Genomic DNA, 16805 nt, shown 5'->3' on the forward strand with positions numbered 1-16805 from the left:
CTCGAACCGTCGGGTTGCTTACCTCCGGCTGAGATGATCTTTAAGAATGTCTCAACAGTCGGTCGCGAAACCCTGAAACGGCGGATAGTGGACACTCTCGCCGACTCCGGGAGGTATTCCGTGTCTTCCTGCTCCCGCCCCCATCCGCGCCGTCCCCGGCGACTCGCCCGCCGCCGGCGCCTGCCGCTGCGCCCGCCGCGGTCACCCCGGCGGGCCGGCTGACGGATCCCGGGGCCGGAGATCGAAGAGTATCGTCGGATTCGTGACGGTCCTCGACTATGCCGACCCGGCTTTCCAGTCCGATCCGCACCCGGCCTACGCGCACCTGCGGCAGGTCGCCCCGGTCCACCGCGCCCGGCTGCCCAGCGGCGTCGAGGCCTGGCTGGTCACCCGTTACGAGGATGCCCGCCAGGCTCTGACCGATCCCCGGCTGTCCAAGAAGACCGCGTTCGCGGTCGGCTCGTCCCGGACCGCGACCCGGTCCCCGTCGGTGAGCAACGTCCTGTCCCACCACATGCTGGCCGCCGACCCGCCCGACCACACCCGCCTGCGCCGCCTGGTCTCGGCCGCGTTCACCGCCCGCCGCATCGAGGCGCTGCGCCCCCGCATCCAGGAGATCTCCCGCGACCTGCTGGACGCGCTGGAGGGCGTGGACGAGGCGGACCTGATCGACACCTACGCCTTCCCCCTGCCGATCCAGGTGATCTGCGAGCTGCTCGGGGTGCCCGCCGCCGACCGGGACACCTTCCGCGCCTGGTCCGGCATCATCGTCGCGGGTTCACAGTCCGGCGACCGCCTGCAGCCGGCTGTCCGGGACATGTCCGCGTACATCCTGGCCCTGCTCGACGAACGCCGCGGCACCCCCGGTGACGACCTGCTCTCCGGCCTGATCGGGGTCAGCGACGCGGGCGACCGGCTCACCGAGGCCGAACTGTCCTCGATGGTCTTCCTGCTGCTGATCGCCGGCCACGAGACCACCGTCAACCTGATCGGCAACGGCGCCTACCTGCTCCTGCGGGACCGTGCCCGCTGGCGGGAGCTGGGGGCCGATCCCGCGCTGCTGCCCACCGCCGTCGAGGAGTTCCTGCGTTTCGAGGGCCCGGTGGAGACCGCCACCTTCCGGGTGGCCACCGAACCCCTCACGCTGGGGGGTGCGCGGATCGCCGCCGGTGACCCGGTCATGGTGGTCCTGCTCTCCGCGAACCGCGACGACACCCGCTTTCCGGACGCCGGGGTGCTCCGGCTGGACCGCACCCAGAACCCGCATCTGGCGTTCGGCCACGGCATCCACTACTGCCTGGGCGCGCCGCTGGCCCGCCTGGAGGCGCAGATCGCCTTCAGCGACCTCCTGGCCCGCCATCCCGGCCTGCGTCTGGCGGTCCCCGCCGAGGACGTCCGCTGGCGGCCGGGCATGCTGCTGCGCGGCCTGGAACAGCTGCCGGTCCATCTGCGCTGAAGCCCTTCCCGGGGGTACGCGCTGAAGCCGTCGACCATCCGCGGCGGCGGATGGTCAGGCGATGCCCAGTTCCGCCATCCGCCGGATCTCCACCACCTGCTCGACCGCGGTCTCGTTGGCCATCTCGCCCAGCCGCTGATCAGTTCCGCCCCGCACCAGGTCGCCGGCCATCTGCTGGGCCCCGCGGTGGTGGGCGGTCATCATGGTGACGAAGAGCCGGTCGAAGTCCGCCCCGGTGGCCGCGGCGAGTGCCGTCATCGCCGTGTCCGCCTGCATCCCGGGCATGGTCGCGTGGTCGTGCGCGGGGTCGCTCTCCGGTTGTCCCCGATCGCTCAGCCAGGCCTGGAGTGTCACGATCTCCGGGCCCTGGCCGGCCTTGATCCGGGCCGCGATCCCGGTGACGCCGGTGTTCACCGCCCGTCCGGGCGCCAGGTCGGCCATCACGATCGCCTGCCGGTGGTGCACGATCATCATTTGGGCATACGCGACATCTATCCCGTTGTAGGCTGAACCGTCGGGCGCCTGCACCTGATCGGAGCCGGTCACCGCCGCTGACTCGCCCGGTCGCCCCGGCAGTACGACGCGCACCGGTGCCGTGGAGGCGGCCGGTGCCGCCGCCGGTTCCGGGTCGCCGGTGTCGCGGGTGAGCGCGACGAGCCCCGCGGTGGCGACGAGCACGACGGCCACGAGGGTCGATGTCCACAGACGACGGTGTTGCATGTATGTCCTTTCCGTCTCGAGCCACCCACGGCGGGCCTTCGGCGGTTATCGTAACGATCGATATCGCTGTCGCTGGCGGTGTGTGGTGTACGACTTACCGTGTGTCGCCGGTGGCTGCGCAGCCGGAAGAAGGAGCTTCATGGAGCACCCTGCCTCACGAGGGCGGATCACGCGCCTGGCCGGTGCCGGTGCGGTAGCGGTCTTGCTGAGCTTCCTGGCCGTTAACCCGGCCAGGGCGGAAGCGGCCGTGATCCCGGGCGTTGACGAGATCGTCAGCAGCGCGAACATCAAGCAGGTGGCCAACATCCCCAAGCAGGGGCCGTTCGCCACGGAGAGCGCCCTGAACACCGACTGGGCGTTCAAGGGCAAATACGCCTACGGCGGCAACTACAACGGTTTCACCGTCTACGACATCAGCAACCCGCGTCAGCCTGCGGTCGCGGCCCAGGTCCTCTGCCCGGGCGCGCAGAACGACCCGTCGATCTACGGTGACCTGCTGTTCCTGGGCACCGACTCGCAGCGCAACGACGACTCGTGCGCCAGCACGAGCGTGCCGGGCTCCTCGCCGGCCGAGACGCCGCGCTGGGAGGGCATCAAGATCTTCGACATCAGCGACCCGCTGACGCCGAAGTACATCGCGGCGGTCAAGACCGACTGCGGTTCGCACACGCAGACCCTGGTGCCCGGCAAGGGCAAGGACAAGTCGGTCTACATCTACGTCTCGTCGTACAACCTGTCGGGCGCGAGCGTGCCGAACTGCGCGCTGCCGCACGACAAGATCTCGATCGTCAAGGTTCCGTTGAAGAACCCGACCGCGGCCGCCGTGGTGGCCACGCCGGTGCTCTTCCCGGACGGTGGTTTCCCCGGTGACGAGGACAGCAACGAGACGACCGGCTGCCACGACATCACGGCGTACCCGGCGAAGGACATCGCGGCCGGAGCCTGCATGGGTGACGGCGCGCTCTTCGACATCGCGAACCCGGTGGCGCCGAAGGTGATCACCACGGTCCGGGACACGGTGAACTTCGCGTTCTGGCACTCGGCCACGTTCAACAACGACGGCAACAAGATCGTCTTCACCGACGAGCTCGGTGGCGGCGGCGGCGCGGAGTGCAACGCCGAGGTCGGTCCGACGCGGGGAGCGGACGCGATCTACGACATCGTCGGCAAGGGCAAGAAGGCCAAGCTGGCGTTCCGCAGCTACTACAAGATCCCGCGGGAGAACACCGACTTCGAGAACTGCGTGGCCCACAACGGCTCGCTGATCCCGGTGGCGGGCCGCGACATCATGGTGCAGGCGTGGTACCAGGGCGGCATCTCGGTCTGGGACTTCACCGATTCCCGCAAGCCCAAGGAGATCGCCTACTGGGAGCGGGGCCCGCTGAGCGCGGACCGGCTCATCGTCGGCGGCTCCTGGTCGGCGTACTGGTACAACGGCTTCATCTACTCGAGCGACATCCAGAAGGGTCTGGACGTGCTCGAGATCAGCGACCGCCGGATCGACAAGGCGGAGAAGAAGCGCACGTACCTCTTCAACGCGCAGACCCAGGACGACTACCGCAAGTGGTGACCTGAGCTGACCGCCGGTGTGGCCGTGTGTGCGAACACGGTCATGCCGGCGGCCGGTGCCAGGCCCACAGCGCCCACCACCAGCGCATCGTCTCCAGCACAGTGAGCTGAGCGCCGGTCTCGGCGAACCCGGTCAGCTCCCGCAGCCGCCGCAACCGGTAGCGGACCGTGTTCGGGTGCAGATGCAGCGACTCGGCGGTCCGGTCCAGTCGCTGCCCGTGGTCCAGATAGGCGATGGCCGTCCCGGCCAGGTCCTGATGAAAGTCGTCCGCCGGATCGAGCGCGGTCAACAGCCCGTCCCGCAGGAACCCGGCCAGCAGTGGTTGCCCGGCCAGCGCGGTCTGCCCGGCGAGATCCACGACACCGCACACCCCCGTCGTCCCATGGGCGCGGGCCGCGTCGAGCGCGGTCTGGGCGAGGCGGTGCGCCTCGGTCGCCTTCTCCAGGGGTACGGGCGGAGTGGTCACGACCAGACTTCCCGGCTTCTCCCCGAACCCGGGTATCCGCGGTGTCACGCCGCTCAGCCGCCCGCCGACCGGGGCGAGGACGCCGCCGCACCGGGTGAACGCCTGCTCCAGTTCCCGGACCCGGGCCGGATCCGCCGCGTCCGACACCACACAGTGGTAGTGCGCGACGGCGGACAGCCCGAACCGCGCCGGGTCCTCGTCGTTCTCCTCGCCCAGCAGCAGCCGGCGCAGCAACCGGATCCGGGCCGCCCGCCGGTCGATGTTCAGCTGTCGTTCCGCCGCCCGGTGGCCCTCCAGCACGTGCCGGGCCAGCGCGTTGCCGTACCGGTCGAGGCGCAGCAGGCCTTGCAGCAGGACGTCGTCGGCGAGCCCGAGTTCGCGTCCCCGGCCGATCGCGATCTCCAGGATGCGGCTGCGCCCGGCGTGCGCCCCGGAGAGCAGGGCCGCCACCGGTACGCCCAGCGCCGCGCCCTCGGCGCCGAACCGGGCGGCTTCGGTGAAGTCGTCGTCGCCGGGCTCGCCGGTGCGCAGGAACGCCCGGCAGCCCGCCTTGATCAGTGCCGCCACGTGGTGCCGGCTCTCCTGGCGGTGCAGCCGGGCCGCCTCCGGGGACTGGGTGCGGGCGGCGGCGACCACCTCGTCGACCAGTCGGGTGTCACCGGCGAGGCCGTGCACCAGGGCGGCGAGCGCGTCGCCGGTCACGGCCGGGGTTCGCGGGGGCGCGGCCGGGGGTGTGCCGGGCTGATCCACATGCGGCTCCGATGTGATTCCTTCTCGTGTTCTCGCGGTGTTACCGCAACGTAACAGGCAAAGACATCGATGGGAATCAGATCCTTTCGGGTGCAACACCGGGTGACCCGCGCGCGTCGAAACCGGACTTCCTGCACCATGTGGGTACTTTGGTCCCCATGACGACGACCGGACGACGCAGCCACCTGCTGCGCCGGTCGCTGCCCGCGCTGCTCCTCACGCTCCTGCTGGCCCTCTTCGCGGCCCCGTCCGGCCGTCCGGCCGCCGGCGCCCAGCCCGGCCTCGCCCGGCTCGCCGGTGCGACAGTGGGAAGCACCTCTGCCCGGCTCACCGGCACGACGGCGGTGAGCGGCTCCGCCCGCCTCCTGGCCGGCGCGGCGGCGGAGCGCACCTCCGCCCGCGTCCCGGCGGAGCAGGTGGCCTCGGTTCCCGTCGCGGAACCCGCCCCGGAGCACGAAGCGCGTACGCCGTCCCTCGTCGTCCCGGGCATCGCCCGCGTCCTGCGGCACCAGTACGCCGCCGGGACCAGCGCCTCGCGCGCTCCGCCGCCCGTCGCCTGAGCACCCGGCGGCCGACGGCCGCGCGGGTTCACGCGAGTCCCCCTGCGGAAACCTTGACGAGTGGACGAGAACACTGATGAACATCGTTGCCGAGATCCTGGTCCACGAGCCCGCCACCATGGCGATCTGGGCCTCGTTGCTGCTGCTGACCCTCCCCGCCGTGGTGCTGCTCGCCAGTCCGGTGGGAATGCGGCACCCGGTGCGGACCCTCACCCGGGCCGCCCTCTTCGTGATGCGGACCGGTCAGCGCCGTGAGGAGCGCCGGATCGACCGGGAACAGCGGGCGATCCGGGCGGCCCGCTACGCCGAAGAGGTGGGCGTGGCCGCCGAGCAGGCCGGTTATGCTGTGAGCCGCTGGCAGGAGCACTGGGCCGTCGCGTCCGAACTGGTCGACACGACCGCGGTCGCGTGGCACGTGGCGGACGCCCGCTGGACCCGCAGCCGCGTCGCGGTCCCGTACTGCGCGCCGTGGACCCCGCAGACCCCGGCGGAATACGCCGACCGGGAGAACTTCCTGCACCGCACCGTCCGGTCCGCGGTCGAGCGGGGTGACCTGCCGGTCGAGGCGCTCAGCGACGCCGTGCACGGCCGTGGTGGCTGGGATCCGCGGCTGCACCCGGTCCGGCAGGAGCTGGCGGTGCACCGGGCCTGCGCCGGTCACCTGGAGCGGGCTCTGCGGGCCGCCGTCGCCGCCGAGCGTTCCGCCTGGCACGACCTGCAGTTGGCCCGTCGCAGCCGGGACAGCCTGCGGCACGAGGCGCTGGTCGCCGAGGCGCAGGCCGCTCTGGTCCGGCACCTGCTGCCGGCGGCCCCGGCGGCACCGCGGGCGATGGTCCCACGCCCGGCTTTGGCGCCGGTCGCCTGACCGATTTTAATCACACAAAGACGTTAGTGAATGTATGCTTGGTGATCATGGCGTCGATCACGGCGGTGGGAATGACACCACCATCGACCGGTCCGGCCGTGTTCGTGACCGCGTGTCCGGATGGGCGGGTGTGACCTCGCGCCGTTCGGCAGCCCGGTCCTTCGCCGGCCCGGAGGGGGCGGCTGTCCCCGCTGTCCGTGCAGGTCCGGGGCGCGGACAGCCCTGCCGCGATCGGCGGCAGGGCTGCTGCCCCGATGCCGCGGCGTTCCTCCCGGAACGTCGCGGCACACCGCTAGTCGCACATCGTGGAAGTCGACCTTGCGGTCGGGCACTTCCATCGTCGTACGCCTATCGGTAGGCTCTCTCAGCGAACGATGTCGAATTCGCCGTCCTTGGCAGAGTCCACGAAGGCGGTCCACTCCGCCTGCGTGAACATGAGGGCCGGACCTGTTCGGTCCTTGCTGTCACGGACGGCGATTCCATCGTCGAGGAAAGCAACCTCGACGCAGTTGTTACCGCCGTTGCCGTTACTGCGACTGCCCTTTTTCCAGACGGCACCGTTGAGTTGGTGCGCGAGCAACTCGGGCACCTCCCTTCGATATGAGATTTCCTCGGGAGTGCTACGCGACGAGCAGGCTCTCGATCATCTTTATCGTAGTCCGATGGTCGAGCGCCTTTGCGCTCAATCGCTCGAACTCCTGTCGGTACCTGGCAACCTCGTCTGGTTGCTCTTCGTAGAAGTCTCCCGCAATGCCTTCCAGGTAGACAACATCCAAATGGGTGGTCTCGCGGAACTCCAAAAGCGCTGCTGACCCGCCCAGGAACGGGTGTTCGCCGACGTTGAACGGCGCGATCTGCAGGGTTACATTCGGTAATCTTGCGGAGTCGATCAAATGCTGCAGCTGGCCACGCATCACGTCCTCGCCACCGATCACCCGGCGCACCACGGATTCGTCGATGATCGCGGACAGTTCGAGGGGGCGCTCGCCGCTGAGCCGGCTCTGTCGCGTGAGCCGTAGTGCCACCCGCCGGTCGATGTGTTGCGGTGAATCCATCGATCGACCGGTATTGATCAGTGCCCGCATGTACTCCTCGGTCTGCAGGAGGCCGGGCACGAGGACCGCCTCCCACGTGCGCATGGCGGTGGCCGCCGCCTCCAGCCCGACGAAGTTGCCCGGGCGCATGATGTCCCGGTAGTCGGTCCACCATGTCCGCTCCCGGGACAGCCGGGCCAGCTCCACCAGCGCCTCGCGATAGCCCTGGTCCCGGACGTTGTAGAGCGTGAGCAGGTCGCGCACGTCGCGCGGGGTCACCGCGACCCGTGCGGTCTCGATGCGGGTGACCTTGGCGGCGTGCCACTCGAAGTGCCGGGAGACGTCCTGTTGCGTCAACCCGGCCGCCTCCCGGCAGCGCTTGAGCTCGGCCCCCAGTCTGCGGCGTCGTAGCGTCGGACCCTCAATATCGGACACCTGGACTCCCTACCGTCCTAGTGAAGTCGATATTACGACCGTTTCCGCACGTTTCCGCAACTCATTCATGATCAGTCTTTCCAAGATCAGCAAATCATGATCACAAATGGGGTGCTGGACGGCGGGGCCTGAATAAGAAGTCTAGTACTTCTTGTATTGACCTTGATGTTGGGTACATGATGCATCGGACATCGAGTTCTGTCTTGTTTCCTACATAGGTGAAATGATCATTGGAACTTGCGTCTAAGGGGCGTGGGCGGAGTGTTGGCTGACCAGTATTACCTGATCGCACATGAGGACCGCACCGGAAGGTCCCGGCTGCACCCTCGTGCGACCGGCCTGGGCCTGGCCGCCGCGTTACTCGGCGAGCTGGTTCTCGAAGGACGCATCGGCGTCAGTGACGGCGAATTGATCATTCTCGACCAGCGTCCCCCTCGGGACGCGCTCGACCACGACATCCTCGATCTCCTCTGTGCACAGTCGCAGCACCGCGACGTGCACACCTGGCTGGCCTTCCTCTCGCAGGACGCGGCCGTCCGGGTCGCCGAGCGGTTGGTCCGCGTCGGCGCCGTCGAACTGGTCACCAAGCGCCGCATGCTCGGCACGCTGCAGACCCTCTATCTGCCCAACACCGCGCGGCAGCGCAACGCGGCGGCCTGGGCCTCCACCCGCGTGGCGAACATCCTGGTCCGCGGCATGGAGCTGAACCTCAGCGACCGCATGCTCGTCGGCCTGACCGTGGCGACCGGCCTGACCCGGCACGTGATGTACGGCTTCGAGATGTACCCGCACATCTACCACGCGCTGCCCAGCATGATCGCGTCCCTGCCCGGTGACTTGCGCGAGCTGGTCGAGAGCACCGAGTCCTCGGTGGGCTCCGCCCTCGCGGTGGGCCGGCGTTGACCGGCCGCCATCAGCGCCGGCGCGACAACGTCGACCAGTGGGCCGGGCGTGTGCTCCAGGAGCAGCGCCGGCGCCAGGCCGAGCCGGACCTGATCTCCCAAGCCCTCGCCAGCAACCGTCTCGGCGTCCCGTCGGTCGTGTTCTTCGGCGTCGCCGGTGCGGCCCCGCTGACCGTGGTCATCGGCGGCATCTCGACGGTCTACGCCGTGATCGGCCAGACCGCCGCCCCGATCGTCTACATCGTGGTCGCCCTCATCCTGTCGATCTTCACGGTCGGCTTCGTCGCGATGAGCCGCCACATCGTCAACGCGGGCGCCTTCTACTCCTACATCGCCCAGGGTTTCGGCCGGGCTCTCGGGGTCGCCTCGGCCTTCGTGGCCCTCCCGGCGTACGCGATGATGCAGATCGGTCTGTTCGGTCTGTTCGGCGTCGTCGCGGCGAGCGTGCTCGAGGCGTTCGGGCTGGTCACCTCATGGGTGGTCTGCGCGCTCGTGGCCTGGGCGCTGGTCGCCGTCCTCGGCATCCTCTGGGTCGACCTCAGCGGCAAGGTGCTCGGCGTGCTGCTCGCGCTCGAGATCCTGGTCGTGGTGGTCTACGACGTGATCATGATCGCCAACCCGGCGGGCGGCGAGATCAGCTTCGCCACGCTCGACCCGGTGCAGCTGCTGACCCCCGAGGTCGCCGCGATGATGGTGCTGGCGATCGCCGGCTTCGTCGGTTTCGAGGCGACCGTGGTGCTCTCCGAGGAGGCCCGCGATCCGAAGAAGACGGTCGCCCGGGCCACGCACATCTCGGTGATGGTGGCCGGCCTGCTGCTCGGTGTCTCCGCCTGGGCGATGTCGGTGAGCACCGGACCGGCCCGGATCGTCGCGGTGGCCCAGCAGGAGACGACCAACCTGGTCTTCGCCCTGGTCGCGCCGCACGTGCCGGAGATCCTGGTGAGCATCGGCTACCTGCTCTTCATGACCAGTGTCTTCGCGGCGCTGCTGGCCTTCCACGCCGCGGTCTCCCGCTACCAGTTCGCCCTCGGCCGTGAGGGTGTGCTGCCCAGCGCCTGGGGTTACACCCATCCGCGCACCGGCGCCCCGGTGGTCGGCTCGATCGCGCAGAGCGTCGTCGCCCTCGGCGTCATCGTGCTGTACGCGTTCATCGACCAGGACCCGCTGGTCTACCTCTTCGCCTGGCTGACCACGATCGGTGGTCTCGGCGTGCTCATCCTGATGTGGGGTGCCTCGGCCGCGGTCGTCGCATTCTTCCTGCGCAATCCGGGCCGGGAGAACGTGTGGCGGTCCATGGTCGCGCCGATCATGGCGTTCTTCCTGCTCAGCATCGTCCTGGACGCGACGGTGATCGGTCTGGGAGACATCCTGCAGGTGCCGGAGGGCTCGCCCTTCCGCTGGATCTTCCCGGTGGCGTACGCGGTGTGTGCCGTCGTCGGCATCGCCTGGGCATTGATCATGCGGCGCACCCGCCCGCAGGCGTACGCGGTGATCGGACGCGGGGGAGACGGCCGCGCGGTGATCGAGAACCTGCCGGCGGTTCCCCGGCCGCACTCGCACGCGTTGCCGATGCACCCCTCCGGGCCGTACCCCGGACCGGAGTACCCCGATGCCGACTACCCCGGCTCGGCATACCCGGACGAGCACTTCCAGGGCCGTCCGCACCTCGGTCCCGGATACCCGCACGAATACCCGGGTGAGGGCTACCCCAGCGAGGACTTCCCGACCCAGCAGCAGCCGGTGACCCCGCCGTACCCCGCTCCGCAGTACCCGGGTGCGCAACACCCTGACCAGCAGGACCCCACTCACATGCAGCAGTCGATCAGGTAGGGGACAGGTTCAATGACGTACGCGATTCAGGAGCTCGTGGTCCGTCACGTGTCTCCGCTCGACACCGCGGAGATCACCGAGGTGGTGGCCGACGCGATGTGGGACGGCCCGGTCGCCCGCTGGCTGCAACCCGACCCGATGGCCCGCCGCCGCAACGTTCCCCGGTACTTCGAGATCTTCGTGGACTACGCCGTCCAGTACGGGGAGGTCTACGGCACCGCCGACGAGACCGGCCGGATGGCCGCGGTGGCCCTGTGGTTCCCGCTGACCTCGATGATTCCGCCGCCCTTCGAGTACGAGCGGCGCGTCAAGGAGGCCGCCGAGGACGCGATCGACCGGGTCCAGCAGTTGGACGTCGCCCTTGACGCCAACCACCCGCTGGAACCGCACCACTACCTGGCCTTCCTCGCCGTCCGCCCGAGCCGCCAGAACCACGGTCTCGGCAGCGCCCTGATCGGCCGCCATCACGCCCGGCTGGACCAGGCCGGCATTCCCGCCTATCTCGAGGCGAACGACCCGCGTAACCGGGATCTCTACCTTCGACACGGATACCAGGTCCGGTCCGTGATCGACCTACCCGACGGGCCGCCGCTCTGGACGATGTGGAGGGCGCCTATGGTCTGATGCCGACCCGAGAGGCTCAGGCAGCCGCCCGGAACTCGTAGGCCCAGAACTGCTCCTCGTCCATGCGTTCGGCATGCATCGTGCCGCCGGCGAACCGGTTCAGGATCCGTTCGGTCGCACGACCCATGTTGCGCTTCGCGTCGTTGTATCGACAGAAGTCGAGGGCGATGATCCCGTTCTGGCTGGAAGCGGTGCGGTACATCGCCTCCATGAGATCCAGGAGTGCGCGGGAGGATCGACGGTCACGATCGACAGCGACGAACCCGGCGTACCAGATGCGCCGTTGCCGGTACAGCTCCGGCCATCGACGTTCGAAGTACTCCGGAGAGATCAGTGACATCGAATAGAGATCATTGCTGAGGGTGGCGAACCCGCAGAGAGTGCCCTCGTCGTCGTAACAGAGGTACTTCTCCACGCGCCGGTCCAGCATGACCTCGTCGAACTCCGACTGGTACATCAGATGACGCTGCACCGCCAGTGCGCGCATCTCACCCAGTGCTCGCTCATAGAGCTCCCATGCGGCCTTGTGCAACTCGTCGTCGGTGATCTGGTCGATGACCTTGACAAGCATGACTGCTCCTCCCCGGGCTCCGTGCCGAGCCGGCTCGCATCGCTCGTACTTATGTCGATCGATTGCAGTTGACCAACAGAGTACGAAGCGAATTGGCATCGCGACAATGCGTGTGCGGGGAAAATCATGTGCCAATTCCAGATTGGAGGGTTGCCGTTGGTCCGAAGCCGCTGCAACTTGCAAAGTTGCAGGTAGATTTGCCGGATCGCAGCCCGTCGAGACCCGCGCCGGCATTTTTCCGCCCAGGCCGCCGGAATCGTAATCGGCAAGTGCAGTATTCCGTGGGTCGGCCTTTCAGTGAAATGCACCGAGTACTGGCCTTCGTGTTCAGTACTCCTTGTACTCGCCCGCGCAGACGCGTGAGTACATGAGTGCATCAGCGTGAATGCGCGGAGGAAGCCTGACACGGATCACCCTTCGACGACACCGGCGGGCGCGGCTCCGGCACACGGCGGGCCACGCCGGCGGTCAGCGCATCCCCCTGCCGCCCCGGGTGGCTCGTCGTCGTGTGACAAGGCGGAAACCGTCCTCGTGCACTACCGCGAGTACCGGCCTTTCTGCGTGAACATCGCCGGCGGTCACTGTTTCGGTGGCACTGCACGTCAGGTTCCCTGCGGCATCGACCGGTGAATCCCTACCGCTTTCGTCGCCCACGGTATTCCGGTGATCGACCGTGAATACGGTCTGTTCGAGGACTGCGGGCACGCCGGTGCCGCCGGACCGGGCGGAATCCCGGATTCCTCGAACTGTTCGAACACCGTGTCCCGGCATTCCGGCACGCCGCGAGGGCCCGTCAGGGGGCGGTGGTGGCCGCCAGGCACAGGCCCAGGGCGATCACCACGGCGCCGGTCAGGGCATCGAGCGAACGCCGGACCGCCGGGCAAGCACCCGGCGCTGGGTCGCGACCAGGCTGGCGACGACGGTGAACCAGGCGATCGTGACGACCACGGCCACCGCGGAGAGCAGGCAGCACGCCGGTGAAGGAGCTGTCGGGGGCGACGAATTGGGGGAGTAAGGCGATGAAGAAGACGCCGGCCTTCGGGCTGAGACACGCCCGCGGCGATCCCGGCGGCCGCCAGATGTCGTGCCGCCGGCCACCCACCATCGATCGGCGCGGCGAAGTCCGGTCCGGGCGACTTCGCCGCCAGGGCCGTGATGCCGGCGAAGGTCAGAACGTGCGCGGTCGTCGTCTGCCCGCATCCTGCACCACCGGCCCTGGCCGGGGCCAGGGCCGTACCGGAAGGCCCGGCCTCGACGCCTATCCCTTGACTGCTCCGATGATCACGCCCTTGGTGAAGTGGCGCTGGACGAACGGATAGATGATCAGCGCGGGCACGATCGTGACCACCACCACGGCCATCTTGATCGCAAGGCTGGGCGGCATCGACGCCCCCAACCCGGGGATGTAGACCGCTGCACCCGACGTCAACGGCGACTGCCCGGCCAGGATGAACTGCTGCAGCACCCGCTGCACCGGCTGCAGGTCGTTACGGTCGATGTAGAGGATCGCGTTGAAGAAAGCGTTCCAGTAGCCGACCGCGTAGAACAGCCCGACCACAGCGGTCACCGCTTTGGAGAGCGGCAGCACGATCCGGGTGAGGATGCGGAACTCGCCGGCGCCGTCGATCCGGGCGCTGTCCAGCAGCTCGCCGGGGATGCTCATGAAGAACGCCCGCAGCACCACCAGGTTGAACGCACTGATCGCGGTGGGCAGGATCAGCGAGAGCAGGTTGTCCTTGAGGCCCAGGCCGGTGACCACCAGATAGCTCGGGATCATGCCCGGATAGATCAGGAATGTCAGCAGGAAGTAGAACAGGATCGGCCGGTGCCCGAGTGTCCCCGGCCGGGACAGCCCGTAGGCCGCGAGCACCGTGACGATCAGGCTCAGTGCCGTGCCGACCGCCGTCACCAGCGTGCTCACCAGGACCGCGTCGGTGACCTGCCCACCCGAGAAGATCACCACGTAGGCCGACGGGTTGAACTCGCGGGGCAGGAAGACGTAGCCACCGGCCTCGTTGATCGTCTTCTCGGACGAGAGGCTGGTGACCACGACCACCCAGAGCGGGACGAGCACGGCCGCCACCACCACGGTGAGGATCGTGCCCTTGCCGAACTGACCGAGGAGCGTGGGCTTCTCCTCCCACACCGGCCGGGAACTCTTGCGAACAGCGCTGACGCTCATGACTTGGAATAGATCCCTTGCTCGCCGAACCGGTGCGCGATCTTGTTGGCCCCGATGATGAGCAGGAGGCCGACCACCGCCTTGAACAGGCCGGCGGCCGCACCGACGCCCCATTGCTGGACCGCGATGCCCTGGTAGTAGACGTAGGTGTCGAGCACCTCGGCGGCGTCCCGGCCGACCGCCTCACGTTGCAGCACGAACTGCTCGAAGCCGACGTTGAGCGCGTCGCCCAGTCGCAGGATCAGCAGCAGGACGATGACCGGCCGCAGCCCGGGCAGGGTGATGTGCCAGAGCCGTCGCCACCGCCCGGCACCGTCGGCTGCGGACGCCTCGTACAGGCTCGGGTCGATGGCCGCCAGCGCCGCCAGGAAGACGATCATGCCCCAGCCCGCGTCCTTCCAGACCGCTTGCGAGGTGATCAGGAAGACGAACGTGTCCGGGTTCGTCATGATGTCCGGAACGGCCATCCCGGACTGGCGCAGGGTCTGGGCGATCAACCCGGCACCGCCGAGCATCATCTGGAACAGCGAGACAACCAGCACCCAGCTGAAGAAGTGCGGCAGATAGACGACGCTCTGCACCAGCGACCGCAGGCGCGGCGACATGATGCTGTTCAGCAGGATCGCCAGGATGATCGGGATCGGGAAGTAGAACACCAACTGGAACGCCGTGATGGACAGGGTGTTGACCACCGCATCCCAGAACGACGGGTTCTTGAACAGGTACTCGAAGTTGCCGAACCCGATCCACTCGCTGTAGAGGAACGCCTCCAGCGGGTTGTCCCCGGCGAACGGGTTGTAGTCCTGGAACGCGATCACGTTGCCCAGGGCCGGCAGGTAGTGGAAGACCGCCAGCAGGGCCATCGCCGGGAAGCACATGAGCAGCAGCGGCCAGTCCCGCCGCAGCCGCGCCCCGAAGGAGAGCTGCTGACGCTGCGGCGAGACCTTGGCCTTCTTGCGTTTCGTGTCGGGGGCCGACTCCGCCACGATCGGAGGGGCGCTCATCGTCCGTTGTCAGCCAGGACCTTGGCGTAGAAGTCGCGTGCCGCGTCGCCGCCGCCGGCCTTCCACTCGTCGATCACCTTCGGCAGGTCGGAGAGGGGACGCCGGCCGCGCTGAATGTCGGTGATCTTGTCGTCGGTGGGCTGCTGGATCGCCGCCTGCTGGGTCGGCACCTCGACCTTGATCCCCTCCCATGGGTTCTTCTCGAGGTACTGCGTGGCGTCGTTGCCCCAGTTCACGAAGTCGGACGCGTAGTTGGGGATGTCCGGGCCGCCGACCACCACCGGCGGACGGCCGCCGAGGAAGATGAACTGGTTGGCGAACTCCTTGACGTACAGGTCGTTGGTGACCGGTGCACCACTGGCGTCCCGGGTGAAGTGGGTGCCTTCCGTCCCGTAGTTCATCAGCTCGTACTCCTTGGTGCCGAACGGCGCCGCCACATAGTTGAGCACCCGCAGCAGCTCCGCCGTACGCTCCTGGCCCAGGCCCTTCTTGACGAAGGTCCACATGATCGACGGGGTGCCACCCCAGCGCACCGGGGGCTTGCCGGCATCCGCCCCGAATGCCTTGACCGCCTGCATGTTGAAGCCGGGCGTGGTGGCGATCGCGGGCCGCTGGACCTCTTTCCAGGCCCCACCGCCGTCGGCGAACATGAAGATCTTGCCGCCCTTGAAGAGCGTCTTGACGTCGCCGCCCTTGCTGCTGGCCAGCTCGGGGTGGATCAGCTTCTCGGCGTAGATCCGGGCCATGAACTCGACGGCCCGCTTGTACTCCTCGGTCTCGTACCGGTGGTAGACCTTGCCGTCGGCGCCCTTGGCCCAGCCGTTCTGCGACCCGGTGTTGCCGCAGATCTGCAGCACCTCCTGGAAGATGTCGCCGAACGCCCACTCGCCCTTGTCCGCGTTGGTCATCTTCTTGCCGAACTCGTAGACCTCGTCCAGCGTGGTCGGCGCGGCGATCCCACGCTGGTCGGCGATGTCCTTGCGGTAGAAGAGCATGGTCGGGAACGGGTTGTCACTGGGGAACGGGACGCCCATCAGCTTGCCGCCCCACACCGCGTCCTGCCACGACTTGGTGTCCAGGCCGGCCAGCAGCGGATAGGCGTTCGCCTTGTCCCCGGCCAGGTACGGCGTGAGGTCCTCGAAGAGCGCGTGTACGCCCTCGTTGAACCGGGCCAGCTTGTTGATCTCCCAGCCCGGGATGCAGGTCAGGTCGGGCACGTCTCGGGCGCCGAGCATGGTGTTCAGCTTGTCGCCGTAGGTGACGCCGTCCTGGATGCTGAAGTTGATCGTGCCGCCCAGGTCGGCGTTGACCCCGCCGACGAGCTTGTTGTCGGTCGGCGGCGCCGGGCCCCACCAGGGCGTGGTGGCCGAGATCGGCTGTCCGCTGGTGATCGGCTTCTCGGCGACCGCGTCGGCCAGCGACGTCGGGTACTTCTGGTATCCGTCGGCCACCGGCCGGGTGCCCTTGATGTCCGGCGGGACCAGGGTGGAGTCCTTGAAGGTCGGCACCACTCCGGCGGCCTGCTCGGCGGTGGTCGCCGAACCCTTGGAACCCGGCTCCTTGCTGCAGCCCGCGAGCGTCCCGCCACTGGCCAGTGAGGCCGCGCCGAGGCCGACCAGCCCCAGGAAGTTGCGCCTGTTCGTCGTTCCACCCACGGGCTTACCACCCTTCCGTTATGGAGTTACTTTGGTTAGCGTCTAAACTAAGTGCATCGAAGACAAGCTAACTGACGTGCGACGACCGGACAAGCGGTCTCTTGGGAGCGCGCCCACTGCGACGCTCCGTGGAGATGCGGCAAGATGATCCAGCGGGACGGCACGGGACGGCCGAGAGCGG

Annotated in this window: 15 protein-coding genes; 7 read left to right on the forward strand and 8 right to left on the reverse strand. The window is 68.2% G+C overall.

What is annotated here, in order from left to right; genetic code table 11:
- Nucleotides 1-262: 262 nt before the first annotated feature.
- Nucleotides 263-1456, forward strand: coding sequence for a cytochrome P450 family protein (locus QSK32_RS08245; RefSeq protein ID WP_285471567.1), 1194 nt, complete (start codon nt 263-265; stop codon nt 1454-1456).
- 54 nt (nt 1457-1510) lie between these two features.
- Here the strand turns inward: QSK32_RS08245 and QSK32_RS08250 are convergent, their stop codons facing one another.
- The gene (locus QSK32_RS08250; protein WP_285471568.1) at nt 1511-2176 is read right to left on the reverse strand and encodes a DUF305 domain-containing protein; all 666 of its coding nucleotides are present in this window, start codon (nt 2174-2176) and stop codon (nt 1511-1513) included.
- Nucleotides 2177-2315: 139 nt separating this feature from the next.
- Between QSK32_RS08250 and QSK32_RS08255 the strand changes: the two genes are divergently transcribed.
- Complete coding sequence (locus QSK32_RS08255; protein WP_045742303.1) at nt 2316-3746, forward strand: LVIVD repeat-containing protein; 1431 nt, start codon at nt 2316-2318, stop codon at nt 3744-3746.
- A gap of 40 nt (nt 3747-3786) precedes the next feature.
- Here the strand turns inward: QSK32_RS08255 and QSK32_RS08260 are convergent, their stop codons facing one another.
- Complete coding sequence (locus QSK32_RS08260) at nt 3787-4962, reverse strand: helix-turn-helix domain-containing protein (protein WP_285471569.1); 1176 nt, start codon at nt 4960-4962, stop codon at nt 3787-3789.
- A gap of 158 nt (nt 4963-5120) precedes the next feature.
- Between QSK32_RS08260 and QSK32_RS08265 the strand changes: the two genes are divergently transcribed.
- Nucleotides 5121-5522 (forward strand): hypothetical protein, encoded by a 402-nt coding sequence (locus QSK32_RS08265; RefSeq protein ID WP_285471570.1) that lies wholly within the window; start codon nt 5121-5123, stop codon nt 5520-5522.
- Nucleotides 5523-5598: 76 nt separating this feature from the next.
- The gene (locus QSK32_RS08270; protein ID WP_052720454.1) at nt 5599-6387 is read left to right on the forward strand and encodes a hypothetical protein; all 789 of its coding nucleotides are present in this window, start codon (nt 5599-5601) and stop codon (nt 6385-6387) included.
- A 364-nt stretch (nt 6388-6751) separates the two neighbouring features.
- Here QSK32_RS08270 and QSK32_RS08275 read toward each other — a convergent pair whose 3' ends face one another.
- Nucleotides 6752-6967 carry a DUF397 domain-containing protein gene (locus tag QSK32_RS08275; RefSeq protein ID WP_045742383.1) on the reverse strand — a complete coding sequence of 72 codons (216 nt, stop codon included), beginning with the start codon at nt 6965-6967 and terminating at the stop codon, nt 6752-6754.
- 40 nt (nt 6968-7007) lie between these two features.
- Nucleotides 7008-7856 carry a helix-turn-helix domain-containing protein gene (locus QSK32_RS08280; RefSeq protein WP_045742306.1) on the reverse strand — a complete coding sequence of 283 codons (849 nt, stop codon included), beginning with the start codon at nt 7854-7856 and terminating at the stop codon, nt 7008-7010.
- A 261-nt stretch (nt 7857-8117) separates the two neighbouring features.
- Here QSK32_RS08280 and QSK32_RS08285 point away from each other — a divergent pair, with 261 nt between their 5' ends.
- Genes QSK32_RS08285 through QSK32_RS08295 form a run of 3 tightly spaced genes read left to right on the forward strand, consistent with a single transcriptional unit; the run spans nt 8118 to nt 11212 of the window.
- A complete protein-coding gene (locus QSK32_RS08285) occupies nt 8118-8759 on the forward strand; it encodes a GOLPH3/VPS74 family protein (protein WP_052720456.1) in 642 nt (213 codons plus the stop codon).
- Nucleotides 8756-10588 carry an APC family permease gene (locus QSK32_RS08290; RefSeq protein ID WP_083449000.1) on the forward strand — a complete coding sequence of 611 codons (1833 nt, stop codon included), beginning with the start codon at nt 8756-8758 and terminating at the stop codon, nt 10586-10588. Before QSK32_RS08285 ends, QSK32_RS08290 begins: the two co-directional genes overlap by 4 nt.
- 12 nt (nt 10589-10600) lie before the next feature.
- Nucleotides 10601-11212, forward strand: a complete 612-nt coding sequence (locus QSK32_RS08295) for a GNAT family N-acetyltransferase (protein ID WP_045742308.1) — start codon at nt 10601-10603, stop codon at nt 11210-11212.
- 16 nt (nt 11213-11228) lie between these two features.
- On the opposite strand, the gene QSK32_RS08300 is transcribed toward QSK32_RS08295, so the two are convergent.
- The 4 genes from QSK32_RS08300 to QSK32_RS08315 all read right to left on the reverse strand — a co-directional run bounded on the left by QSK32_RS08300 (nt 11229) and on the right by QSK32_RS08315 (nt 16624).
- Entirely contained in the window at nt 11229-11783 is a 555-nt protein-coding gene (locus QSK32_RS08300) for a hypothetical protein (protein WP_045742309.1), read from the reverse strand.
- A 1258-nt stretch (nt 11784-13041) separates the two neighbouring features.
- Complete coding sequence (locus tag QSK32_RS08305; RefSeq protein WP_045742311.1) at nt 13042-13965, reverse strand: carbohydrate ABC transporter permease; 924 nt, start codon at nt 13963-13965, stop codon at nt 13042-13044.
- The gene (locus QSK32_RS08310; protein WP_285471571.1) at nt 13962-14969 is read right to left on the reverse strand and encodes an ABC transporter permease; all 1008 of its coding nucleotides are present in this window, start codon (nt 14967-14969) and stop codon (nt 13962-13964) included. Before QSK32_RS08310 ends, QSK32_RS08305 begins: the two co-directional genes overlap by 4 nt.
- Entirely contained in the window at nt 14966-16624 is a 1659-nt protein-coding gene (locus QSK32_RS08315) for a type 2 periplasmic-binding domain-containing protein (RefSeq protein ID WP_045742313.1), read from the reverse strand. Before QSK32_RS08315 ends, QSK32_RS08310 begins: the two co-directional genes overlap by 4 nt.
- Between the last annotated feature and the right edge of the window lie 181 nt (nt 16625-16805).

The organism is Actinoplanes sp. NBRC 101535, assembly GCF_030269225.1.
GTDB classification, from domain to species: Bacteria; Actinomycetota; Actinomycetes; order Mycobacteriales; family Micromonosporaceae; genus Actinoplanes; species Actinoplanes rectilineatus.

Excerpts from the sequence above, each read along its gene's own strand:
- QSK32_RS08250 (WP_285471568.1), bottom strand. The coding sequence starts at position 2,176 with ATGCAACACCGTCGTCTGTGGACATCGACCCTCGTGGCCGTCGTGCTC.
- QSK32_RS08255 (WP_045742303.1), top strand. The coding sequence starts at position 2,316 with ATGGAGCACCCTGCCTCACGAGGGCGGATCACGCGCCTGGCCGGTGCC.
- QSK32_RS08265 (WP_285471570.1), top strand. The coding sequence starts at position 5,121 with ATGACGACGACCGGACGACGCAGCCACCTGCTGCGCCGGTCGCTGCCC.
- QSK32_RS08270 (WP_052720454.1), top strand. The coding sequence starts at position 5,599 with ATGAACATCGTTGCCGAGATCCTGGTCCACGAGCCCGCCACCATGGCG.
- QSK32_RS08295 (WP_045742308.1), top strand. The coding sequence starts at position 10,601 with ATGACGTACGCGATTCAGGAGCTCGTGGTCCGTCACGTGTCTCCGCTC.
- QSK32_RS08300 (WP_045742309.1), bottom strand. The coding sequence starts at position 11,783 with ATGCTTGTCAAGGTCATCGACCAGATCACCGACGACGAGTTGCACAAG.
- QSK32_RS08305 (WP_045742311.1), bottom strand. The coding sequence starts at position 13,965 with ATGAGCGTCAGCGCTGTTCGCAAGAGTTCCCGGCCGGTGTGGGAGGAG.
- QSK32_RS08310 (WP_285471571.1), bottom strand. The coding sequence starts at position 14,969 with ATGAGCGCCCCTCCGATCGTGGCGGAGTCGGCCCCCGACACGAAACGC.